The organism is Sulfurospirillum diekertiae (genome assembly GCF_011769985.2).
In the GTDB taxonomy this organism is placed as follows: Bacteria; Campylobacterota; Campylobacteria; order Campylobacterales; family Sulfurospirillaceae; genus Sulfurospirillum; species Sulfurospirillum diekertiae.
The window spans coordinates 273,065-296,404 of the sequence record NZ_CP039734.2 but is presented as its reverse complement, the minus strand read 5'-3'; the positions used below and the strand labels follow the sequence as shown (position 1 = coordinate 296,404).

28 protein-coding genes and 1 riboswitch are annotated in these 23,340 nt (G+C 39.5%); of the genes, 12 read left to right on the top strand and 16 right to left on the bottom strand.

Features of this window, described 5'->3' with window-relative positions:
- Positions 1-486 (bottom strand): type II 3-dehydroquinate dehydratase, encoded by a 486-nt coding sequence (gene aroQ / locus FA584_RS01610; protein WP_167750066.1) that lies wholly within the window; start codon positions 484-486, stop codon positions 1-3.
- Positions 487-734: 248 nt separating this feature from the next.
- Between aroQ and mqnF the strand changes: the two genes are divergently transcribed.
- The 4 genes from mqnF to FA584_RS01590 are packed head-to-tail and all read left to right on the top strand — an operon-like array spanning position 735 to position 4,200.
- Entirely contained in the window at positions 735-1,961 is a 1,227-nt protein-coding gene (gene mqnF, locus FA584_RS01605; RefSeq protein WP_167750065.1) for an aminofutalosine deaminase family hydrolase, read from the top strand.
- Positions 1,955-2,815, top strand: a complete 861-nt coding sequence (sppA, locus tag FA584_RS01600; protein WP_096045687.1) for a signal peptide peptidase SppA — start codon at positions 1,955-1,957, stop codon at positions 2,813-2,815. Before mqnF ends, sppA begins: the two co-directional genes overlap by 7 nt.
- A complete protein-coding gene (locus FA584_RS01595) occupies positions 2,815-3,666 on the top strand; it encodes a YitT family protein (RefSeq protein ID WP_226372223.1) in 852 nt (283 codons plus the stop codon). The genes sppA and FA584_RS01595 overlap by 1 nt, the downstream gene beginning before the upstream one ends.
- A 57-nt stretch (positions 3,667-3,723) precedes the next feature.
- Positions 3,724-4,200, top strand: a complete 477-nt coding sequence (locus FA584_RS01590; protein ID WP_096045686.1) for a glutathione peroxidase — start codon at positions 3,724-3,726, stop codon at positions 4,198-4,200.
- Here FA584_RS01590 and FA584_RS01585 read toward each other — a convergent pair.
- Positions 4,195-5,223: a YeiH family protein gene (locus FA584_RS01585; protein WP_167750064.1), complete on the bottom strand. Its 1,029-nt coding sequence runs from the start codon at positions 5,221-5,223 to the stop codon at positions 4,195-4,197. The two genes, FA584_RS01590 and FA584_RS01585, sit on opposite strands and share 6 nt — an antisense overlap.
- 102 nt (positions 5,224-5,325) lie before the next feature.
- Here FA584_RS01585 and FA584_RS01580 point away from each other — a divergent pair, with 102 nt between their 5' ends.
- Entirely contained in the window at positions 5,326-6,225 is a 900-nt protein-coding gene (locus tag FA584_RS01580) for a LysR substrate-binding domain-containing protein (protein ID WP_167750063.1), read from the top strand.
- Between the two features lie 10 nt (positions 6,226-6,235).
- Here FA584_RS01580 and ribB read toward each other — a convergent pair whose 3' ends face one another.
- From ribB to FA584_RS01565, 3 genes are all read right to left on the bottom strand, one after another.
- Positions 6,236-6,871 carry a 3,4-dihydroxy-2-butanone-4-phosphate synthase gene (gene ribB, locus FA584_RS01575; protein ID WP_096045683.1) on the bottom strand — a complete coding sequence of 212 codons (636 nt, stop codon included), beginning with the start codon at positions 6,869-6,871 and terminating at the stop codon, positions 6,236-6,238.
- 92 nt (positions 6,872-6,963) lie between these two features.
- Positions 6,964-7,114: riboswitch (FMN riboswitch) on the bottom strand.
- 38 nt (positions 7,115-7,152) lie between these two features.
- On the bottom strand, positions 7,153-8,049 hold the full coding sequence (locus FA584_RS01570; RefSeq protein WP_096045682.1) for an AraC family transcriptional regulator: 897 nt from the start codon (positions 8,047-8,049) through the stop codon (positions 7,153-7,155).
- A 35-nt stretch (positions 8,050-8,084) separates the two neighbouring features.
- Entirely contained in the window at positions 8,085-8,837 is a 753-nt protein-coding gene (locus FA584_RS01565) for an SDR family NAD(P)-dependent oxidoreductase (protein ID WP_096045681.1), read from the bottom strand.
- 133 nt (positions 8,838-8,970) lie between these two features.
- Here FA584_RS01565 and FA584_RS01560 point away from each other — a divergent pair, with 133 nt between their 5' ends.
- Positions 8,971-9,963, top strand: coding sequence for an adenosine deaminase (locus tag FA584_RS01560; RefSeq protein ID WP_167750062.1), 993 nt, complete (start codon positions 8,971-8,973; stop codon positions 9,961-9,963).
- Between the two features lie 5 nt (positions 9,964-9,968).
- Here the strand turns inward: FA584_RS01560 and FA584_RS01555 are convergent, their stop codons facing one another.
- From FA584_RS01555 to FA584_RS01540, 4 genes are all read right to left on the bottom strand, one after another.
- Positions 9,969-10,871 (bottom strand): sensor domain-containing diguanylate cyclase, encoded by a 903-nt coding sequence (locus tag FA584_RS01555; protein ID WP_191342072.1) that lies wholly within the window; start codon positions 10,869-10,871, stop codon positions 9,969-9,971.
- A gap of 83 nt (positions 10,872-10,954) precedes the next feature.
- Positions 10,955-11,773: an IS21-like element helper ATPase IstB gene (gene istB, locus FA584_RS01550; protein WP_025344704.1), complete on the bottom strand. Its 819-nt coding sequence runs from the start codon at positions 11,771-11,773 to the stop codon at positions 10,955-10,957.
- Positions 11,764-12,876, bottom strand: a complete 1,113-nt coding sequence (istA, locus tag FA584_RS01545) for an IS21 family transposase (protein ID WP_167749319.1) — start codon at positions 12,874-12,876, stop codon at positions 11,764-11,766. The genes istB and istA overlap by 10 nt, the downstream gene beginning before the upstream one ends.
- A gap of 107 nt (positions 12,877-12,983) precedes the next feature.
- Positions 12,984-13,784: a transporter substrate-binding domain-containing protein gene (locus FA584_RS01540; RefSeq protein ID WP_191342071.1), complete on the bottom strand. Its 801-nt coding sequence runs from the start codon at positions 13,782-13,784 to the stop codon at positions 12,984-12,986.
- A 317-nt stretch (positions 13,785-14,101) separates the two neighbouring features.
- Between FA584_RS01540 and FA584_RS01535 the strand changes: the two genes are divergently transcribed.
- Positions 14,102-14,290, top strand: coding sequence for a CCE_0567 family metalloprotein (locus tag FA584_RS01535; RefSeq protein WP_096045678.1), 189 nt, complete (start codon positions 14,102-14,104; stop codon positions 14,288-14,290).
- Here FA584_RS01535 and FA584_RS01530 read toward each other — a convergent pair.
- The 6 genes from FA584_RS01530 to FA584_RS01505 all read right to left on the bottom strand — a co-directional run bounded on the left by FA584_RS01530 (position 14,287) and on the right by FA584_RS01505 (position 19,761).
- Positions 14,287-15,054, bottom strand: a complete 768-nt coding sequence (locus FA584_RS01530) for an alpha/beta hydrolase (RefSeq protein ID WP_167750059.1) — start codon at positions 15,052-15,054, stop codon at positions 14,287-14,289. The two genes, FA584_RS01535 and FA584_RS01530, sit on opposite strands and share 4 nt — an antisense overlap.
- A 9-nt stretch (positions 15,055-15,063) precedes the next feature.
- Complete coding sequence (xseA, locus tag FA584_RS01525; protein ID WP_167750058.1) at positions 15,064-16,320, bottom strand: exodeoxyribonuclease VII large subunit; 1,257 nt, start codon at positions 16,318-16,320, stop codon at positions 15,064-15,066.
- A complete protein-coding gene (ubiE, locus tag FA584_RS01520; protein WP_167750673.1) occupies positions 16,320-17,075 on the bottom strand; it encodes a bifunctional demethylmenaquinone methyltransferase/2-methoxy-6-polyprenyl-1,4-benzoquinol methylase UbiE in 756 nt (251 codons plus the stop codon). The genes xseA and ubiE overlap by 1 nt, the downstream gene beginning before the upstream one ends.
- Positions 17,076-17,192: 117 nt before the next feature.
- The gene (gene traT / locus FA584_RS01515) at positions 17,193-17,966 is read right to left on the bottom strand and encodes a complement resistance protein TraT (RefSeq protein WP_096045674.1); all 774 of its coding nucleotides are present in this window, start codon (positions 17,964-17,966) and stop codon (positions 17,193-17,195) included.
- A 90-nt stretch (positions 17,967-18,056) separates the two neighbouring features.
- Positions 18,057-18,833 (bottom strand): hypothetical protein, encoded by a 777-nt coding sequence (locus FA584_RS01510; protein ID WP_167750057.1) that lies wholly within the window; start codon positions 18,831-18,833, stop codon positions 18,057-18,059.
- A 10-nt stretch (positions 18,834-18,843) separates the two neighbouring features.
- A complete protein-coding gene (locus tag FA584_RS01505; protein ID WP_167750056.1) occupies positions 18,844-19,761 on the bottom strand; it encodes a manganese-dependent inorganic pyrophosphatase in 918 nt (305 codons plus the stop codon).
- A 153-nt stretch (positions 19,762-19,914) separates the two neighbouring features.
- Here FA584_RS01505 and exbB point away from each other — a divergent pair, with 153 nt between their 5' ends.
- The 3 genes from exbB to FA584_RS01490 are packed head-to-tail and all read left to right on the top strand — an operon-like array spanning position 19,915 to position 21,411.
- Positions 19,915-20,382: a TonB-system energizer ExbB gene (gene exbB, locus FA584_RS01500; RefSeq protein WP_369805677.1), complete on the top strand. Its 468-nt coding sequence runs from the start codon at positions 19,915-19,917 to the stop codon at positions 20,380-20,382.
- Entirely contained in the window at positions 20,363-20,740 is a 378-nt protein-coding gene (locus FA584_RS01495) for an ExbD/TolR family protein (protein WP_167750055.1), read from the top strand. Before exbB ends, FA584_RS01495 begins: the two co-directional genes overlap by 20 nt.
- Entirely contained in the window at positions 20,737-21,411 is a 675-nt protein-coding gene (locus FA584_RS01490; protein ID WP_167750054.1) for a TonB family protein, read from the top strand. Before FA584_RS01495 ends, FA584_RS01490 begins: the two co-directional genes overlap by 4 nt.
- 11 nt (positions 21,412-21,422) lie before the next feature.
- Here the strand turns inward: FA584_RS01490 and FA584_RS01485 are convergent, their stop codons facing one another.
- Positions 21,423-21,824 (bottom strand): hypothetical protein, encoded by a 402-nt coding sequence (locus FA584_RS01485; protein WP_191342070.1) that lies wholly within the window; start codon positions 21,822-21,824, stop codon positions 21,423-21,425.
- A gap of 132 nt (positions 21,825-21,956) precedes the next feature.
- Here FA584_RS01485 and FA584_RS14330 point away from each other — a divergent pair, with 132 nt between their 5' ends.
- A complete protein-coding gene (locus FA584_RS14330) occupies positions 21,957-22,289 on the top strand; it encodes a transposase (RefSeq protein ID WP_228448578.1) in 333 nt (110 codons plus the stop codon).
- A 33-nt stretch (positions 22,290-22,322) separates the two neighbouring features.
- Complete coding sequence (locus FA584_RS01480) at positions 22,323-23,330, top strand: transposase (RefSeq protein ID WP_228448577.1); 1,008 nt, start codon at positions 22,323-22,325, stop codon at positions 23,328-23,330.
- Positions 23,331-23,340: the final 10 nt, after the last annotated feature.

The following is a 23,340-nucleotide window of genomic DNA, read 5'->3' as shown; positions in this document are numbered from 1 at the left end:
TTACGCTTTTGTGACTTGTTGTTGTGCTGCTTGTGCTTTGCGAAGCGCATCAAGTTCACCGAGCATTTGCATCATCGAGATCATAGCAAGGTGGTAACCAAAAGGTCCAAAACCACTGATTTGTCCTGTACAAACAGCTGCCGTCATACTTTTCTGACGGAACTCTTCACGTCGGTAAATATTGCTGATGTGCACTTCAATCGCAGGTAAAGAGACGTCACTAATCGCATCACGAATGGCGATAGAGGTATGTGTGTAGGCTGCTGGGTTGATGATAATACCATCGGCATCACCCAAACACTCTTGGATACGGTCAACAATTTCACCCTCTAAATTGGATTGAAAAAATTCGATTTCAAAACCGTTTTGTTTGGCGACTGTCTCCATTTGAGAGTGAATCTCTTCGAGTTTCATACCACCGTAAATAGTTTGCTCTCTGTGTCCTAGCATATTAAGATTTGGACCTTGAATCACGACAATTTTCATGAGTTACCTTTTGTTTAAAATTTACTCTTATTATATCAGTGGTTAGTTTAGGATACAATTACGCCACAATTTATCTTTTTTTAGACTCAATAAAAGAAGTTTTTTTAAGAGATACTTTGAACAAAAAGCACTATAGGTACGTGGCATTCTGCCAAGAAAAACCTAGTGCTACTGTTGTTTTTGAAGCTTCGCTTTAAAAATATATACAAAGTTCTGCAAGAACGCCATAAGTAAATTAAAGGAAAAAAGTGACTCTCATAACTGCCGATTTTGTACTAACATGCAACGAGTCGTTTGAGATCATTGAAGAGGGTGCTGTTTTGTTTGACACACACATCCTCGAAGTGGGAACAAGTGCGGAACTTAAAGCCAAACACCCCACAGTAACCGTGATCGAAACACCTCAAAATAGTGTGATTTTACCTGGTCTTATCAACAGCCATGTGCATTTAGAATTTAGTGCCAACCAAAGTATGCTTCGCTATGGCGATTTTATTGCATGGCTTCGCTCTGTCATCAAACACCGTGAAGAGCTCAGTGCACTTGCAACAACAGAACTCATTACATGTAAACTCCAAGAGATGCTCAAAAGTGGCACTACAACTTTAGGTGCCATCAGCAGTTTTGGAGCCGACTTGGAAGCGTGTGTTGAGGCACCTCAACGTGTCGTTTATTTCAATGAGGTTTTAGGTTCAGTCCCCAGTGCGGTGGATGCTATGTATGGAGATTTCAGAGGACGACTTGAAGCCTCACAAGAGTTTACATGTAAACGTTTTATACCTGCCGTTTCAGTGCATTCGCCCTATTCAACACACCCGATTTTGGCTAAAAAAGCGCTTCAAATTGCTCGTGAAGAGGGATGTGTGGTCTCGACGCATTTTATGGAAAGCCCTGCGGAGCGTGCATGGATTGATACAGGGAGTGGCGATTTTCAAAGCTTCTTTAGTGCGTTTAATCCACACGCCAAACCGATGTGTGAAGCGGTCGAATACCTAGAGCTCTTTTCACACAATCCAACGCTTTTCACCCACGCCGTACAAGCAACAAAACACGAGTTAGATACGATTGCCAAACAACAAGCAACTCTAACCCATTGCCCTGTTTCCAACCGACTTTTAGGTGTAGGAAAACTTGATCTTGAAGCAGTGCAAAAAGAGAACATTAACCTCACCCTAGGAACCGATGGTCTTAGCTCCAACATTTCACTCAGCCTCTGGGATGAGATGCGAAGTGCTCTGATGTTACACCCCAAATTAGAGCTTTCAAGCCTTGCGCAAACGCTTTTACAAAGCGTTACATGTAATGCGGCAAAAGCGCTACAACTACCGTGTGGCGTGCTTGAAAAAGAACGTTATGCTGACCTCATCGTAGTAACCTTACCCCAAGCGTGTGAAAAAGAAGATATGCCTTTGCAACTTATCTTACACACACATCAAACCCATTTAACTTTTATTGACGGAGAACAATTATGCTAGAACTGATTAAAAAGCCTTTTATCTGGATCGGCGCTATTTTGAGCTACATCCAAAACCACTTTAAAGCGATGCTTTTTGTACTGCTTTTGGTGTTCATTTATGGTTCTCAAGAAGAGCTTAAAACCCCAAACCTTGCAGTTGTGAAAATCGAAGGCGAAATCTTAAATGTCCAAGATATTTTAGAAGAGATTGACAAAGCAGACAAAGACGAAAAGATCAAGGGTGTCCTTTTACAAGTAGACTCCCCAGGTGGTGCATTAGCGCCTTCCATCGAGCTTTCGATGGCGGTAAAACGATTATCTGAACACAAACCAGTCGTGGCGTATGCCGCAGGCAGTATGACCAGTGGAAGTTATTATGCTTCGATTTGGTCCAATTACATCATCGCCAATCCAGGAGCTTTTATCGGCTCTATCGGTGTTCTTTTCCAAGCGCCTAATGTCGCAGAACTGGCTAAAAAACTGGGCATTTCCGAGCAGATTATCACCGCAGGCGATTACAAACAGATGGGAACGTTCACCAGAGAGTGGACACCCAAAGAGCGCGGTGCACTCAAAGATTTGATTGATGATGCCTACACGCTTTTCATCACCGATGTTGCCACAGCACGCGGACTCAATCTTGCCAAACCTAACGAATTTGCCAATGCGCAAGTCTTTATCGCCAATAAAGCACTCGGCATTCACCTTATTGATGAAGTAGGCTCTATTCAAACCGCTAAAAGCAAAGTTGAAGAGCTTTCCAATGTCAGTCATCCCGTTTGGGAAAAACCAGACAAAATGGACAAATGGATGAAAAAACTAGAGAGCAGTTCCAAATTGCCTATTTTTAATTTGATGGGGTATCTCAAATAATGAAATATTCTATGCTTTCTACACAACTGTTGCAAACAATTTACGTTCTGTTAGGAACCATGTCGATGGCATTTGGTGTCGTCTGTTTTCTCTCTCCTAATGGCGTCATAACGGGTGGTGGCATTGGTATTGCACTGATTTTGCATTTTTTCATCACACAACTAACACTAGGAACACTCATTTTGATTGTTAGCATTCCATTTGTCGTGCTCGGTTATTTTTATTTTGGAAAACTCTATTGCCTTAAAACGTTAATGGCACTTTTTGCAACCTCATTTTTCACCGATCTTTTTCGCGAAGTCTTGCACCTCAAACCCATTACCGATGATATTTTACTCGCTTCGGTCTTTGGTGGCATCTGCATTGGCCTTGGCGTTGGATTGATTATCAAAGGACGTTCTTCGACAGGAAGTACGTCCATTCTGGGCGAAATTGCCGCGCAAAGAAGTAAATTTAAAGCAGCAGAAGTCCTTTTAGCCATCGACCTTTCCATTATGATGGCCTATATTTTTGCGTATGGCGATGTCAAAAAAGCACTCTACAGTATGTTTAGCGTTTACATGAGCACAAAAATCATCGACGTTATTCTGACCGGTCGTCCTTCCAAAAAAGTAGTTAAGATTGTCTCTAACAATGTGGAAGCCTTAACCGAACAGATTAGGGAGCGTATTGAAGAGCATGGTACAATTTTTACAGGCATTGGCTTGCACCATCAAAAGCAAATCAAGACAATGATTTTAGTCACTGTTGAGATGTCAAAGATTCAACTCTTAAAAGACATCATTCGAGAATATGACCCTGAAGCATTTCTCATCATCTCTGAAGCTTCTGAATTTTTAGGACGAAACTAACGGATAACTTTGCTATAATTTTCTGCTTTTCATGTTTTGTAAAAACAAGGAGCTTTCATGAGCATTTACGACTTTGAAGTCAAAACGATCAACGGTGAAACTATCTCAATGAATATGTTTCAAAACAAAGTTTTACTCATCGTCAATGTTGCGAGTAAATGCGGTTTTACAAATCAATATGAAGGGCTAGAGAATTTATACGAAAAGTACAAAGATAAGGGATTTACCATCTTAGGTTTTCCATGCAATCAATTTATGAACCAAGAGCCCTTAAGCGAAGATGACATCAAGAGTTTTTGCTCAATTACGTATGGTGTTACCTTCCCTATGTTTGCCAAAATCGATGTCAATGGAGAGCATACCCACCCGCTCTACGCCTACCTTAAAGAGGCGCAAAAAGGGCTTTTGGGTATTGAAGCGATTAAATGGAATTTCACCAAATTTTTAGTCGATAAAAATGGGGTTGTTGTCAATCGTTTTGCCCCCGCCACCAAACCAGAATCGTTGGAGCTTGATATTCTTCTTTACCTATAAACTCAAAGAGCATTGAACGATAAAGAAGCCTCCCACCATCAGCCATGCAAATAAAATCGTTGCGAGATAGATGGGTTTCATCCCCACATTTTTAAACTTGTCTACACTCGTTTCCATTCCCAGTGCCGTCATCGCCATGGTCAGCAGAAAAGTATCAATGGCATTGATGTCACCCACCAAGCCTTGAGGCAAGAAATTAAAAGAGTTAAATCCTGCAACAATGATAAAAAAGACAGCAAACCAAGGAATCGTAATCTTGCTCTTTTGTTTTTGAGCGACGTGCTGAGTTGTGCGTACCAACCAAAATCCTAAAATCACCAAAAAAGGAGCAAGGAGCATCACCCGTATCATCTTTACGATGACCGCAGTTTTTGCAGCTTCAATCCCCACGGCATTGCCAGCAGCCACGACATGCGCTACCTCATGAATCGTTCCGCCGATGTAAATTCCCATTGCCTCAGGCGAGAGTGGAATGAGACCTAATGTGTATAAAAACGGATACAAGAACATGGCAATGCTTCCAAACACTACCACCGTAGAAACCGCAATGGCGCTTTTATAAGGCTCAGCATTGATGACAGGCTCGGTGGCTAACACAGCCGCCGCCCCACAGATGGAACTGCCTGCGCTGGTCAGAATCGTCGTCTCTTTGTCGAGCTTCAACACTTTTGTTCCAACAATATAACCGATGATGAAAGTCGAAGCAACGATAACCACACTGGTAAATATACCCGCCGTTCCCACCGCTTCAATGTTTTGAAACGTAATGCGAAAGCCATAAAGGACAATGCCTGTTCGTAAAATAGTTTTGGTTGAAAAGAGAATGCCTGGAACCCACTCATGCGGCAGTCTGTTACGCAAAGTATTGGCATAAATCATACCCAAGACGATGCCCACAATTAAAGGGCTGATGCCAAGATGTTTCAAAATGGCAAAATCAGCTAAATACGTTGCACTCATCGAAAAGAGCGCTACAAACAAGATACCACTCAAGGTATTATTTCGGTTTTCCTTTTGAAACATACGCATCCTTAAAAATTTTGTGCCATTATAAAATCATTTCTTTGATAAGTAAAATAAATTATATTTGATATAATCATAAATATATTATATTAAAGAGCCATTATGACCTTTCAAGAATTGAGATTTTTTTATTCTCTCTGCGAAGATTCACATATCTCTAATTTAGCACAAAAAATGGGTATCAGCCAATCAGCTATTTCGCTTTCTATCAAGTCGTTGGAAGCGCAAATAGGAGAACAGCTTTTTGATCGCATCGGAAAAAAGTTAGTATTGAATGAAATCGGCAGGCTTTTTAAAGAAAAAACCTACTCTCATTTTAGAGCACTCAACGATGCCGAGGATTTTTTTAAGAACAGTAAAATCTCGGGGATTTTAAAAATCGCTTCGAGTAAAACGATTGGGGATTTTATCACCCCACAAATTGTTTTTGATTTTTTAGCACGCCATGAAGAGGTGAGAATTCAAAAAGACATACAAAACTCTTCTCAGATTATTCAAATGGTGAAAGATTCGACCATCGATATAGGCTTTATCGAATCATCGTGCGAGGATGCAGATATTCTCAAAAATGCCATTGGCGATGACCAACTCATTGTTGTGAGCAGTGATGCGTGTCTTGGGGAAGGAACATTTTATATCGATGAGCTGTTTCATAAAAAGTGGATTTTAAGGGAAAAAGGCTCAGGTACACGAGAGGTTTTTTTAAAAGCTTTAGGCGAGATTGCTCTGGATTTAAATATTTTTATGGAGTTTTCTGAATTTGAAGAGGCGAAAACCATTTTGCTCAATAATCCTCAAACCATCACCTGTCTTTCCAAAGTTGCCGTTACCAACGAACTGAATCGTGGTGAACTTTTTGAAGTGAACTTGGTCAACTTAAAAATTGGTCGATCGTTTTACCTCATTTACCATAAAAATAAATACCAAAGTAGACTTTTTAACGAATTTAAACAGTTTGTTCACGCACAAATGAGTGCCCGTCATAAGCTCACAAGCCTATAACGGGTACATCTTAAAGTGTGTGCTTTTTGCGATATTCAATAATTTCATCAATGCTCACAATGGGAAACCCGTGTTTCGCAGCAAAGTCATAAATGTCATCGCCTACGGTCATTGTCCCATCTACATTGGTCAGTTCACACAAAACGGCATAGGGTGAAAGTCCTGAAAGACGCATCAAATCGACCGAAGCTTCGGTATGACCATCTCGCTCTAATACGCCACCCTCTTTGGCACGAAGCGGAAAAACATGTCCAGGAGAGACGATTTTTGCTTTGCCCTTAGGATGAATGGCGGCTTGTATAGTCGTGAGACGATCTTGTGCACTCACACCCGTGGTCACACCCTCTTTGGCTTCTATGGTAATGGTAAAACCCGTTTGAAATTTTGACTCGTTGTGAGAAACCATCATCGGAAGTTCAAGTTCATCGACTTTTTGTGGTGGTAAACAGAGACAAACAATGCCACTGCATTCACGAATCAGCAGTGCAGTTTGTTCTGTCGTGAGAGAGCCCGCATGGAAGATAATATCCGCTTCATTTTCGCGGTTAAAGTTGTCCATAACGATCACGCCGTTTTGGTTTTGAAGCGAAGCAATGGCTTGCTTAACAGAAGAGTGAAGGGACGAGTCCCTACAGATTTGATTCATGGTCTACTCCTAAAAGGTGAGTAAACTTACCAGAATCAGGGCATCTTTAAATATAGACACACGATTTTGTCATCAACAATGGCAATAATGCACTACATTCTCTCTCATCCGGACTTTAACCGTTGGTTTTGGAATCACACCAAATCTGCTGACCTTTTACGTTTACATGTAAAAGCGCTCGCGGACTCTCTTTGTTACAAGATTACCGCCAGTAGGGAGTTACACCCTGCCCTGAGAAATAAGTTTCGCTAAAAGTATAACTTCACTCTTCTTAAAAAATGTCACACACTTTTTATCTCTCGTTTAAATTGCATCAAATCTTTTTGAGGAGAGAGACCAAAAAATCGTGTATACTCTCTGCTAAACTGCGAAGGACTTTCGTAACCTACATTAAATGCTACTTCTCCTACTTCATTCATCTTGGTAACTAACAGTTCACGTGCTTTTTGCAAACGTAACTGTTTTTGGTATTGAAGAGGACTCATCGCTGTCACGTATTTAAAATGTTTGTGAAAAGCCGAGACGCTCATTCCGATTTTTTGCGACAGAAGTCCAATATGTAAAGGTTCTGAAATATCGGAAGTTATCAGCTCGATCGACTGAGCAATGCGGTTCGCATTCGAGCCATGCAACGCAAACTGTCGCAAAATACCACCATACTCTCCTTGCAATAGTCGGTAAAGAATCTCTTTGATAATGAGTGGTGCTAAAATGGAACTATCTTCTGTTTTTTGAAAGAGTTTTGCCAATCTGAGTATTGCGTCAATCAACTCTTCGCTCACGCGATGTACGCTTATCGCTAAAGGCGTTTGGATTGTTCCTTTTTTCACAGAATCCATTTGTGACGCAAGATCAAAAATATATTCAGGTGTAAAACAAAGTTGCATCGATAGAAATGGCTTTTCCAACGATGCCTCGATGATTTGCCCTGATATTGGCAAATTCATCGAAGAGACTAAATACGAAGAGGCATCATAACAATACTTATTGGCTCCTAACATCACTCTCTTTGCGCCTTGTGCAATGATGAAAAGAGAAGGCTCATACACTGTATGCAACGCTTCGGTGACACTTGAGGCTTTAAAAACCTTGACGTTGGCGATACTTGTTTCATTAAGCCCATCTTTTCGAGCTTCTTCTTGAAGTAAGATCGTAAGTGCATTTAGCTTTTCTTCCACACCATACCCTTTAATTCTTTTTGAATGTCATTGTACTACAAACGCATTCCGCCAGAAACTTCGATGCGTTCGCCATTGATCCAATGAGCTTCATCTGAAACAAGCAGTGAAACGGCTGCACCAATGTCATCGGCGAGTCCAACACGCCCCAGCGCTGTTTGGGACGCGATAAATGCATTAGCATTTTCGTTGTCTCTTACTACACCCCCACCAAAATCTGTTGCGATTGCACCAGGGGCTAAAACATTCACAGTGATGCTTCGTTTTCCTAATTCAAGGGCTAAATACCGTGTCAAAACCTCAATACCACCTTTCATCATAGCATATGCTGCAAAGCCTGGTAAACTAAAGCGAGCTAATCCTGATGATATATTGATGATTGTACCCCCATCGTTGAGGATTGGTAACAAGGTTTGAATAAAAAAGAACGTTCCTTTGAGATGAATATTCATCAACGTATCAAACTGCTCCTCTGTTGTTTCCATAAAAGATGTGTTAATCCCAATACCTGCGTTGTTAATAAGAATATCAAAATGCGTGGTGTTCCACTGTGAAGCAAGGAGCGCTTTAAACGCTTCAAAAAACAAGGGAAATGTTTTTGTTTGAGCAATGTCTAGCTGCAACAAGGCTGCTTTTTGACCCAACTGTTGTATTGCATCCACCACACTTTGCGCCTCTGTTTTTGAATGTTGATAGGTGATGATGACATCATGCCCTTTTTGCGCCAAATGCAATGCCATACTTTTGCCTAAACCTCTACTGCCGCCTGTGATAAGTGCTATTTTCATGGTAACTCCTAATAAGATTTTTATGGGTTAATTCTATCAAAAGCTCTACAATAACGTTAGCATAGAATGCTTTGATATTTGCCTATTTCTCTTCAATATGATAATTTTGCTATAATTTTCAAAAAGAGAATTTATGAAAGAGCTTATACAAAAACTTCCTAAAGCTGAATTGCATCTTCACATTGAAGGTACACTTGAGCCTGAACTCATGTTTGCACTCGCTCAAAAAAACCACATTGCACTGCCTTATCAAAACATTGAAGAGGTCAAACAAGCGTATAACTTCACCTCGTTACAATCTTTTTTAGATATCTACTATGCGGGTGCTAATGTGCTGATCAACGAATCCGATTTTTTCGATCTGACATGGGCATACCTTCTTACATGTAAAGCTCAAAATGTTGTTCATGTAGAGATCTTCTTCGATCCTCAAACCCATACTATGCGAGGAATTGCGTTTAAAACCGTTGTGGATGGCATCACGAAGGCACTTGCCAAAGCCGAAGAAGAACTGGGGATTAGCTCTTTTCTGATCATGAGTTTTTTGCGCCACCTTAGTGAAGCAGACGCGTTTGCAACATTGCAGCAATCTCTGCCCTTTAAAGATAAAATTATCGGCGTTGGACTAGATTCCAGTGAAGTGGGACATCCGCCATCCAAGTTTGAGCGCGTCTTTGCTGCGTGTGCAAAAGTGGGCTATAAGATCGTTGCGCATGCAGGTGAAGAAGGAGATAGTTCGTATATTTGGGAAGCAATTAACCTTTTACATGTAAACCGAATTGACCATGGTATTCGCTGCGAAGAGGATGCAAAATTGGTTGATTTTCTCATTGAAAAACAAATTCCTTTAACAATCTGTCCACTTTCCAATGTCAAACTTAAAGCGGTGAAACAGATGCAAGAACATAACATTGTCAAGCTTTTGCGCCAAGGTGTTTTAGTGACCATCAATTCTGATGATCCTGCTTATTTTGGTGGGTATATCAATGAAAACTATGAAGCAGTCGTGCAAAGTTTACATGTAAACAAGGAAGAGCTTAAAACTTTAGCCAAAAACAGTTTCAAAGCCTCCTTTTTAAGTGACGTTAAGAAGCGATCTTTTATAGAGACTATCTCCATCTATTAAACTATTTAAAATGGAGCTTCATAGAAAGAAATTTTATTTTTCCCAGCCTCTTTAGCTTTGTACATCGCAGCATCCGCTTGTTTTAAAAGGTCGTCAGGTGTTTTCTCTGCACTCTTAAATACCAATACGCCGATACTTGCCGTGCATTTATGTTCGACCAATTTTTCTTCACTCTTGTTATGGGATACATTCAGTACATAAAGAGCAGACACGCTTTGAAGAATTTTTTCGGCAATGCGATGGGCTTGTTCAACGGACACCTGATTGTCTTCATGAAGTGTATTTAAAATCACCACAAATTCATCTCCGCCAAAACGTGCTACAGTATCCACTTCTCGGACACACTTTTGAAGCCTTTGTGCAACTTGGCACAATAACAAATCCCCAATGCTATGACCATAGGTATCATTGAGCGATTTAAAGTTATCTAAATCCAGAAAAAACAGTGCGCTGTACTTTTGAATCCGTTTCATTTCAGCTAACATATAACTTAGTCGCTCACTTAACAGTATGCGATTGGGTAACTTCGTAAGAGAATCATAAAATGCTAATTGTTGCACACGATCTTGCATTGCTTTTCGCTCTGTAATTTCCCTCGTAATACCATGAAAGCCAATAATCTCACCACTTGCATTATATTCTGGTTTTGAAATGATTTCACCCCAAATCAATCTTCCATCTTTGCATCTATGTTGTATTTCATAGGTAACAAATTCTTCCGTATTCATTCCTTTTTGTTGCGCTTCGAGCCTCTGCTTTATTTTTTCAGAAATAATGTTAATACTCTCAGGTGTAAACATTTCAAAAACATGATGACCGATCACTTCATCAGCTTTATAGCCTCTAAATTTCTCATCAGCTGGACTTATATAGGTAATTTTTAAGTCGCGATCTACTTTCCAAATCACATCAGTTACTTCTTCTGTCAAGCGTTGTCAAGCGAAGCGCAGAACTGGTCAGTTTATAGTGTAAAAAAGTTGCGAATTGAAACTTAAACCACCTCTTGATTTTGACCTTCTATGTTTGAAGATTTAGCTTCAAACTTATAGATTTCTGAGTGTAAAACTCCTGTTTGTTTCTTCTCTTTAAGTCGGTAGCTATCTCCTTGAATATTGATGATATGTGAGTGATGTAACACTCGATCTAATATAGCGGTTGTAACGATTTTATCTCCTGCAAAGACTTGAACCCATTTACTAAATACAAGATTTGAAGTAAAAATGGTAGAGCTTTTTTCATAGCGTTTAGAAATAATTTGAAAAAAGTGATTGGCTTCTTCTTTGCTCATATTGAAATATCCAATCTCATCAATGACAAGTACCGATGGAGAGGCGATAGATTTCAAGAAGCTATCATATTTTTTCTCTTTTTTGGCTCTATTTGCATTACTTAAAAGCTCACTTATGGTGGTAAATCTTACTTTATAGCGATGTTGCACCGCTTTGAGTGCTAGCGCAATAGCAAGATGTGTTTTACCCACACCACTTTCACCTAAGAGGATGATGTTCTCATACTTTTTAACAAATATTAGGCTTGAGAGTTCTTCAATCTGTTTACGGTTCACGCCAACGGAGAAAGTGTAATCAAACTGCTCTAATGTCTTAATAACTGGGAATCCTGCGAGTTTGGTCAACATATTTTTAGACCTTCCTAGTCTATTATCTACTTCCACTCGTAATACCTCCTCCAAGAACTGTGTATATTGCCAATTCTCTTTAGCTGCCATACTGGCAATATCATGATATTTTTCGCCTATGATAGAGAGCTTGAGTTCTTTACATAACTCATCGATAGAGGTATCTAACTCCATAATGCACCACCATAAAATCCAACAGGAAGGATGATGTTTGCAACCATGGGTATAAACTCATCGTAACATTGAATGTCTCTATTGGGGATATATAATTTTTCCAAGTCTTTGTGAGAATTGATTGGGGAATATTTTTTAGCTACACTTTCAATCAAAGCTTTAGGGTGGATTCCTTGATAGGCTTTAGGCACAGGAAGTAGCTGTAACTGCTCCTGTGCTAACAACTCAAATGGCATCTGTAATGTCGTTTGGTGGATGCGTTTATTGGCGGTATTGTCCAACCATTTTAGAACTTCCGCATTTGCATTATCAAGCGTTAATGTGTAATGTTTCATAGAGAGTCTCACTCGTAATCCATTATGAAAGTTATACCGCAGATAATGGTTAAATCTCTCAACTTTTCCTTTGGTTTTAGCGCGATAGGGTTTGCATACTTTGATACTAAATCCACAGTGTTTGGCAAAGTCAGCAAACAAGGGATTGAATCTATGATCACCTTTACCATAGTCATTTCGTGACAATATGACAGTTTTCATATTGTCATATAAACACTCTTTTGGAACACCACCAAAGTAGGCAAAAGCGTTCATATGGCACCCTATCAAGGTCTCAATCTTCTCATTATTAACGTATTCCACATAAGATGCTCTAGAGTAACCCATCGTCGCTACAAAGGCGGATAAATTATCCTTGGGAAACTCTACCCAGTCAACTTGCATCTGCTGGGCTGGTTTGGTTTCAAAGCGTATAATAGGCTCATCTAATTTGGCTCGAGCTCTAAGCTCATATCTTAGTATGACTTGTTGAAGCCACCTTAGACTTCCATCATATCCAAGCTTCTTAATCTCTTCATAAATGACGGTTAAGGGTATTTCACTTTTCTGCTGCTCTGCCGTCTCTAACATCTTGGCGATATGTGGCAAATAAGGATCAACACTGTTAATCACAGGAGGTCTATTGATATGGGGAATATAATCATCTGGAAGATTGGCATAGCGCCTTACAGTTTCTCTTGAAATACCTAACTTTCTAGCAATGGCACTTTTACTAAACCCTTCAGCTAAAAACTTCTTTATCATTTTAATTTCACCTTTTTTTAACATTCAACTCCTTTCCAAAAAATTGAAAATGGAGTTTAACCAATTTAACTTGGTTCTTTAAGGTTTTAAATCAAAATGCAACTCTCAAATTACATTTTCTACTGACCAGTTTAGCAGTTCGTTTGACAATAGCCGAACAGTATAAACAAACAAGCAAGTCCTATACTGTATTTTACAAGTGTTTTAGTATGAATACCTTGCTCTATCCGCATACCAATCCAACGATTAAAAATTGTATCGGATTCTTCGGCTGAAATAGAAGCCATAGCCTTTGTTATAATGGCAGCAAGCATGGGATTATTTTTTGAAAAGGCAAAACGGTGCTGACTTGAAAATTCTGTTTGTCCCGATATACGAAGCTTTGCAAGCCCATTATTTTTAATCGCATAGTTAATGGCACTCATATCACCGACATAGGCATCTGCTTTCCCCTCCATCACAAAGGTTAACGCTTCTAAGATATTATTAGCCAGTACTAACTCTATTTTGGGATATTTTGTTGTTAGCAACTCTTGCGTAAAATAGCCTTTTTCAACGGTAACCCTTTTCCCCGATAAATGCTCCAAATTACCTATAAATTTACCTTCACCATTGTCAACAATCATCGTTTGGGTATCTCGATAAGGTTCAGAAAAGAGAAAATATTGTAAACGCTCAGGTGTTTGAACAATGCTAGTCAAAATATCTATTTCCCCTTTTTTAGCCAGCTCAACAACTTCACTCCACGACTTACCTTTAGCAACTTTAAAATGAATTCCTAGCTTTTGCTCCAAAAGGTGCAAGTAATCCACCGCCATACCGACATAATCTCCATTTTGATTGACCCATTCATAGGGAGCATATTCGGAGTCCATTCCAACATTAATCGTTGGATGCGCTAATAGCCATGCTTTTTCATTACTGGTAAGCAATGAAGCCATTGTGGGAGAGATAGAAGTCGTTTCTGAAAAAAGCAATATAGGGGTAATTAAAAAAATAAAAAAATAGAGAAGATAAAACTTTAGAGTTTTTTGAGTCTTAATAAAAGGCTCCTTATTAAAAATTAATATGCTTATTTTTCGTTCATGTTGTCTTAATTGTACTTGTCAAATAATTCAATAAACCTGAATTTTAATACGTTATCTTTGATAATCTTTACTCTTTTTAAATTTGGCTTCAATAGACGCTTGCTCCACAAGGAATACTCCTTGCAACTGTAACAAAAATATGACACAAGGAGATGGAACTTATGGATGAAAAAGAGCTCAAAAAAGAGTTAGCAAGATTGAAACGCCTGGCTGTTGAAATTGCGGGTGAAATTCACGATATTGTTGAAGATACGCTTTGGGTTAAATACAATGAGCTTCCTATTCTTTCAGATAAAATTGTCAAAGCAATTCATGAAGCAGAAACGTTCAAAGAACAACATCACCTCTAATGGGCTATGACCCAATGAGCAATTTGAGCTACTACTTCTTGTTCCACACCATTAAAACCATGATGTCCAAAGGCATTGCAAGGATCGCCTTTGGTTTGTCCACCTTCAATGGCTAAAAGCTCTTTGGCAGAGGTCGAAGTCAATTTATTCATTAACGAAGGGATGAGATCAAACGAGCAGTGAGAACAGCCATCCTCTTTATGGTGTACCACCAATACAGGCATTTGAAGTTTTTCAAGTTTCATTTCGGGTACGGCATCACTTTTAGCATCGTATAAAATAGATGAAGTCAGCACAATACCGCTAATATCGCTTGGATTTTCCGTCGCTACGTATGCAACTGATTGTGTACCTCGACTTGTCCCCACAAGCCAAATGGGTGCAGTTGTTTGTGTTTTTATCCAAGTAAGAATAGTGCTTATATCGTGTACATGCTCTTTGGTTTGGCGAAAGCCATTCAGGTAAGGCTCACGTTGATGATCACTTGGCGCATCGACAATCACGACCATCAATCCCGCTTTTGCAAAAAGCTCACGCGTACGCATTAAAAAGTTACCCTCGCCCCAACCAAATTTTCCATCACCCGAAAGTTGAAGTCCACCATGCCCACCTGCGAATAAAACAACAACGGCTTTTGGGACTTCTGGAGTTAAAATTAAAAGACGCTCACTAACACGCTCACGGGTTGGAACATCAATAACACGTGATGAAACATCTGCAAACAAAGAGAAAACCGCTAAGATTAATACTGTCAAAAAACGCATTGCTGACTCCTAATTGAGGGCTTTTTTTTCTAATGCTTTGGCTTTTAAAATAGTATGCGGTGTTTGAAGCTCAAAAATTTCACCCTCAGCTATCTTTTCAAGGGCAATTTTTTTGCCTTTTTGAACGACCTGGGCATAACACTCTTTTTGTTCGCGTGTGGGTTCTTTCGAATTTAGGGCAATCGTATAGGAGGAGAGGAGTTGCTCTTTTTTAGCCAAATTTTGTCTGGTTTGAAAATAAATTTGCTCTTGGAGTAGAGTAACCTGCCGTGATTTTTCACGGTAAAGCAGTGCTATTTTATCGTTATATTGACTCTGTAAAATCCCAATTTCATTTTTCCACAAAGAAAGTTTTTCATCAATGGAGCGTTTGGCAAAAAGGCGTGTGAGCTGTGTTAAATTCTCCTCTTTAGAACGCAATATTCGCCCAAAAACAAGACTATAGTGTTCCATTAAACCATCAATATGTTGAAGCATTTCCACACTGTCTGGCAATACCATTTCCATAGCCGCAGAAGGGGTTGGTGCTCTTAAATCGGCTACAAAATCACTGATGACATAGTCTATCTCATGCCCAACGGCTGAGACCACCGGTGTTTTACATGTAAAGATGGTATCGGCTACGATCTCTTCATTAAATGCCCACAAATCTTCCACACTTCCACCGCCTCGTCCCACGATAATGACATCAGCCACAAGAGCGTCAGCACGTGCAATATTTTTAGCAATGGAGAACTTTGCACTTTCACCTTGAACGAGGGTATCAAGCAGGGTGATTTTTACCAACGGCCAACGCTTCGTCGCCACACGAAGCATATCTTGAAGTGCCGCCCCCGTACCTGAAGTCACCAATGCAATATGGTTCACGAAACGAGGCAAGGACTTTTTGTGCTCTGCTTCAAAGTAACCTTTCGCTCCTAGTTTAACTTTAAGCTGTTCATAGGCTTTTGCCAAAGCACCACTGCCTGCAGGCTCCATCATCGTACAGTTAATCTGATACGTTCCACGTGGTGAAAAAACCGAAATGGAACCATGAACGACCACCGCCATGCCCTCTTCCACTTGGAATTTTAAGGTTCTCGTATTGCCTTTAAACATCACACAAGAGATAGAAGAGTCAGCATCTTTGAGGGTAAAGTAGAGATGTCCTGAGCTGTGATAGGTGGGTCTGGAAACCTCACCTTCCACACTTACATGTAAAAAGGTAGTTTCCAGCAGAGACTTGATTTGATTGTTTAAACTTGAAACACTAAGTGTTTGGCTCATTAGCGTTTTTTAGCGATGACCAAGGTTGAAATATCCATCGAAAAGCTTTTGATAAATTCCGTTTCAAACCCTGCAATATCAAGTTCTTTTTGAAGCATGGAAGGGGTTAAAAAGCCTTCAATCGAATTGGGGAGATACTCATACGCTGCTTTATTTTTAGAGATAATTCCTCCTAAAATAGGAAGCACTTTGTTGAGATAGAAATCCTTGAGAGCAAAGAAAATGCCTTTTTTCTCATCTTTAGTAAATTCCAAAATAACGACATACCCGCCTTGTTTCACAACACGCGCAAACTCACTAAACGCTTCTTGACGACGTACAACATTGCGAATACCATAGCTAATGCTTAAGATGTCGGCACTTTCATTTGGCAGAGGAATTTCAGTCGCTTCAGAGATTACAAACTCAAACTCTGGAAACTTTTGCTTACCCACATCCGTCATACCGGTGGAAGGATCAACACCTAAAATTTTGCCGATGTTTCGCCCTGCTTTTTTGGCTTGCTTTGCCCAATAACCCATCATATCGCCTGTTCCACAGGCAACATCCACGATAAGGTCTATTGGCTTAGTATAGCGTGCAAACGTTTCATCACATGCCGTTTTACGCCATTGAATATCTATGCCCATACTTAAAACGCGGTTGGCAGTATCATACGTTCCTGCGATCTCATTAAACATCTGAACAATTTTTTGTTGCTTGTTGTCGTTATTCTCCAAAACAATTCCTACATGTAAAATATATTGCCAAAACATTGGCGAGTTTGAATATTTCATAGTACCAAACTATTCTGCCTCGCAAGAGGCAAGCTTTAGTACCTAGTGTAACGTAACTTTCCAAGCTTTGCTTGGAAAGCGTGTCAAATTAAAATGTTAAAACAGTCCTGCAACTTGTTGTGCAATTTTATCTTCTAAGATTGGGGTTGCTTCATACAAGGTGAGATTCATTTTAGTGGCTTCCGCAAACATCATTGTTTTATGCTCTATATAATCACTCTCATATGATTGTGAACTAGATGAGTAGGTATTGCTGTACATTTTTCCACTCGCATCTGCATCGCGAATTGGACCGCCGAAGCTGTTCATAGTACCTGATTTTTGTCCATCACGAATGCCAGCTTGTCCACCCGTAGTACCTGTACTCGCCATAACTTTACCTTTGGCTTTTTCACGAATCACAATGTCCACTTGCATTTGGAAGATCGTATCTTCGGTTGCTTTTCCAATCAGTCCACCTACAACGGCACCACCAAGACCTGCAGCTGCCATACTTCGACCGTTACTGCCAGAATTAGCAATAGCACCCGCAGCACCACCCATCAAAGCACCTGTTGCCACATTATTTTCGCTCTTTTTATTACAGAACAAAATGTTCGTCATCAAAACATACGTTGCCATCTCAGGATCATCTACGATGGTATATCCTTTAGCATAAAGTGCTTGGATAATTCTATTTTCTAAATTAATGGGAGCACCACTGGTATTTTTAGTCGAAACAAAAATGGTTCGTTTATCTTTGGCCACAGGGTTAATAAAAACACTCTGTGTCATTCGTGCGCTCGTCTGAAGCTCGGATGTTGCACACCCACTCATTAAAATTAACGCTGCACTAAGAGCGATACCTACATGTAATGTCGTTTTTTTCATTGTTTATCCTTTGTAGAAAATGGGTGCGCTATTGTACCGCAATATCCCAAATTATTATTAAAATAGTACCTCTTCACTTCAAACGAAATGTTAATAAAGTGCCCTCTTAAGCCTTTTTGCAATACGAAATTCTTCTTTTTTAAGATGCTTTTTCATAAAGAAAAGAAGAGGCATTTCACTTTTAGGAAGCAAATAAAAACCGCTTTGTTCGTGTAAGAAAAAGCGTATATCTAATAGTAACGTCTTATAATGTGGACTTTGTACAAATTGAAGTAGTTTTTCTCTATCATGATGCAAAAATACTTCAAAAGCTTTTTGTAAGCACTGAATTAGAGCACTATCAAAAACAACACTGCCAATTCCTAAAATATAGCGTATATTTTCAGCAATTTTAGAAAGATTTTTAAGTGCTTTTGCATCATCATCTAATAACAACACGACCTCATATTCCAAAAACTGTACTTCTCTATACAGAAGAACTTTCAGCACTTTTTGGGTACTCATACCATGAGAAAAGGAAAAATCTAGCTCTTTTAGACCAATCATCTCGCACTTTTTAAACACCTCATGAAGCGAAAAATCGTAATTAAGTGGTAATCCGAACAGTGAAAGGTAACGATTTTTATAGCGTTTATCGTCACTCACATTTTTGATAATATGCAACTTTGCATCTGTTTCAAAAGCATTTATTTGATCTAGCGCGCTAAATTGAAACGTTAAAACACCAAAATGATCCGTGTGACGAGGGTGATTTTCAAGGTAAAGTTGATGTATTGCTTGTTTGTAAGAAGAAGTGGTTGCAAGATGTACAATCACTTCTTTAGGATTTTGAATGAGATAACGTCTTTTAAGAGTGCCTTTTTTCACACAACAGCTTTTAGAACTGCTTTTCCATGACAGGAATAACCTGTTTTTTACGACTCAATACACCATCGACCCACATTTCATGATTCACAAGTTTTGTATTCATCGCTTTTTCAACCACACTTTCATCATCGCTCACGACTAAAAATTGAGAACCTTCAATCATAATGTCGGTTAAAAGTAACATTACTGTATGACGTCCGCCCTCTTCTTTGTAGGCTTTCATATCGGCAAATAGGGCTTCTTTCATGCCATCAAAGACTTTAAGATCTACCACTTCAAGTTGACCAATCCCGATTTTATGACCACCCATTTCAAAGTCTTTATAATCACGCAATAAAAGGGCACGTGGGCTTGCCCCAATCACAGCAGATTTGACCAAAAACATCTCCATACCAAGCGCTTTAAAATCTTCTATTCCTGCAATTTTGGCTAACTCTTTGACAGCTTTGGTATCCACTTTGGTACACGTTGGGGATTTAAATAAAACGGTGTCACTTAAAATGGCCAACATCATTGCGCCTGCAATGTTTTTTGGAATATCAATTTTATAATGATCATACATCTCTTTGACAATCGTATTGGTACAGCCAACAGGTCTAATCCAACACTCAAGCGGTGTCGATGTAGTAATATCTCCTAGTTTATGGTGATCGACAATCCCTAAAATATTGGTCTCTTTCAGATTGTGTGGCGCTTGCGCAAGATCAGAATAATCGGTGATGTAAAGATTATCGCCTGAAAAATCATTTTTTAAAAGAGGCTTTTCAAATCCAAATGTTTTTAAAATAAACTCTGTTTCAGGACTGATTTCACCTTGACGTGCAGGTGTACAAGGCTCACCGAGCTGTGTTTTGAGATATGAAAGAGCAATCGCTGATACGACAGAATCAGAATCCGGATTAATATGTCCACATGCATAAGTTTGCATCAAAATTTCCTTTAGTGTTTTTACATGTAATTATAGCCGATTGTCCCCATATTTTGAAATAATCCCTCTTGAAATTTTGTTTCTATTTTCATTTAACACTAATTTCATACTTCCTTATAATAATTTTATTTCAAAATTTTATAAGGATCCTATATGATGGGAATAATCTCTATCGCACTGTTACAGGACATTGTAGACTATGGTGTCATTGGATTACTAGGTTTTATGAGTTTTATCACACTCTTTTTTTGGGTCGAGCGACTTTTATTTTACCGAGCTTTAAAAATCTCGCACTACACGTGCAAAGAAAAATTAGAGATGGACGTGACCAATCACGTCCATATTCTCTCAACCTTTGGCTCAAATGCCCCCTACATCGGTCTTTTAGGTACGGTGTGTGGTATTATTATCACGTTTTATGCCATGGGTCAAAGCGGGCAGATTGATGTTAAGACCATTATGTCATCCTTGGCATTGGCGCTTAAAGCAACCGCGATGGGTCTTGTAGTTGCTATTCCAGCGATCTTTTTTTACAACCATCTGGTGCGTAAAATTGAGAAAATCCTGATGTGCTGGGATATTGCAAAACAAAGTGGAACCGATGAAAATACGTCGCTTTGAAACGATCAATGTCGTGCCCTTTATCGACATTATGTTGGTTTTGCTTGTCATTGTACTCACCACAGCAACGTTTGTGGCAAAGGGCATTATTCCTGTGGATTTGACACAAGCAAGTTCTGCCAAACCTTTGAATGAGCAAAAAGAGCTTATCGTTACCATTACGCAAGAAGAGAAATTCTTTTTCAATGACAAAGCCGTTGAGGAAGGCTCTCTTGAGAGCGAGCTTTTAGAGTTTAATGAGCAAACTCCCATTATGATTAATTGCGACAAACATGCTTCTTTTGAGCCTTTTGTTCAACTCATGGATCTTTTAAAGCAGCATCATTACACGCAAATTGGGATTTTAACCAAACAATGAAACGCTACATTCACGCTTTTACACTGACCTTAATCGTGTACCTCTTAGGCGGATTTGTGTTGATGTACCATGCTTTTTTGATACACAAGCCCTCATCTACTGATGTATCGAAAGAGGTGATGGCAATTACTCTTTATGAAGCACAAAAAGAAGAGTCTAAAGTACTTCCAACGCCCATACCTCCAGTGCCGACTACGCCTCTTTTGAAAACCCCTCAAAAAAGTGTCCTCAAAAAAGAGCCTAAAGTTCTAGAACGTCAGCATAGTGTTCAAGAGCAAATGATAGTTTCGCAAGAAAGTGAACAACCCACTCTAGAAAAACCAACGCTCAAGGAAGAGATAAAAGCGGAAGCAACGACTTCAGAAATAAGCCATCAAGAGGCTTTACATGTAAAACAAAAAGAGTATTTGGAAAACCTGAAAAAGCGTATCAATGAACATAAAACCTATCCAAAGATTGCTCAAAATAGCCATATTGAGGGAAGAGTCATGATAGAATTTACAATCTCTCCCAGAGGAGAGTTACTTTCATTTACAATATTAGAGGGTAAAAAGGTCTTTCATAAGGCTACGGAAGAGGCTGTTCAAAAAAGCTTCCCGTTTCTTTTAAGCGAAGATCTCTTCACCTCTATGATGACATTTCAAATTGAACTCAGCTATACATTGCTTTAAAGCTGAAAAGACTAGTGACCTTTTTTACCATGATCTCTATCTTTACCGTGATCTTGGTCACCACGGTCACGATCATCACGTCTATCATCAAAATCACGCATATCATGACCCACTTTGAGCGCTTTAAACTCGCTTGAACCTGGTTTGATACCAAGATCTTTTGCCATGACACCCCAGCCTTTATGTTTGTTCTCATGATAATATCTGAGTACCTCTTCATGGGTTCTCCCTGATAATTCGGAGAGACGAAGCACCATATACGCATCCGCAGGTGCACCAACACTTTTTAGAATGAGGCTTAATTGTGATTCTGGCATACCAAAACGTGAAGCAAGTCCTGCTTGATAGCCATAAGGATCTGAATTGGATCGCATATTTAAACTTGCCATCCAATCAAAATCAGCTGCTATCAACGTTGAGCTACTTAGTCGCCCCTGAAAAACCACAAAAATCCCTAGATTCAGGGCTTTCATAGTCATTTTAGAGTATAATTTCGACCATAAACAAGGGGGTTACCCCTCTATTTCTGGTCGAAAAGGATCTCTTTGCTGCCGAAAATGACACCTACAAATCAACCCAATCTTTTCTATGGTTCCTTAATGGATATGTTAGATAGGAATGATCCACTGATTGCTTTGGCTGATGTGATTGATTGGAATAAAATAGAAGAGGCATTGCGTGGATATTACTGTATGGACAAAGGAAGACCGGCTAAACCTTTGCGTTTGATGGCAGGATTATTGATGCTCAAATATTTGGAGAATCTCTCTGATGAGAATGTGGTCGTGCAATGGAAACGAAATCCTTATTATCAATATACTTCTGTGGGCTCAGTGATTACCAATGTGGCTTACCTTGTGATGCAACAGAATTGGTAAAGTTTCGTAATCGTATTGGTCAAGGAGGTATAGATGCCATCTTTGGTGCCAGTGTGGCATTACACCCTGAAGCATCCAATGAATCGCATGTCATTATTGACTCCACTGCCCAAGAGAAAGCATATCACTTATCCCACCGATGGTAAACTTGCCATTAAGATGATTCACGCATTGCATAAGATTGCAAAGAGGGAAGGTATTGCACTACGACGTACCTACCTCAAAGAGATAAAAGAGCATCGTATCACCTTACGCTTCTTTAGACATCCCAAGAAGAAGCACAAAGCACGCAGTGCTATGAAACGTTTACGCACCATTGCAGGAATAGTGATGCGTGATATGCAAAGAAGTTTTACACTAGAACAAATAGCATTCTACGCTGAACAATTTTCACTTTACACAAAGGTACTTTTACAAAAAAGAAGCGATAAGGATAAAATCTACTCCTTGCATGAACCTCACATTTATGCCATGGCAAAAGGGAAAGATCATAAAAGCTATGAATTTGGTGTTAAGGCTTCTGTTGTCACCACCTACACGCATGGGATTGTGGTAGGAGCAGTCGCCCATGAGAGCAATGAACACGATTCTAAAACATTGAAGGCTGTCCTGACCCATGCGTCCACACACAGACACACACCTATCCAAAGGGCAACGTGTGATAGAGGATACCGTGGCATTAAAGAGGTCAACACCACACATATTTGCATCCCCGGTATTCATTTAAAACGTGACACGAAAGAAGAAAAAGAACACAAGAGAAAACAGTTTAGACGTAGAGCTGCCATAGAGCCTACCATTGGACATCTCAAACATGACCACAGAATGGCACGAAACTATCTTAAAGGCTTTATCGGAGATCAGATCAATCTACTCATGGCTGCATGTGCGTGGAATCTGAAAAAATGGATGAATCTCTTCATCCATGCTCTTTTTTTAGCAAAAGATTATAGGCAAATGATGGTGAGTATAGGGTATATGAAACTCTATTGGTCTGTGTGGATTTGGCTTGGGTTGACTCAAAGAGAAAGCAGGCTATAATTTGTGATGT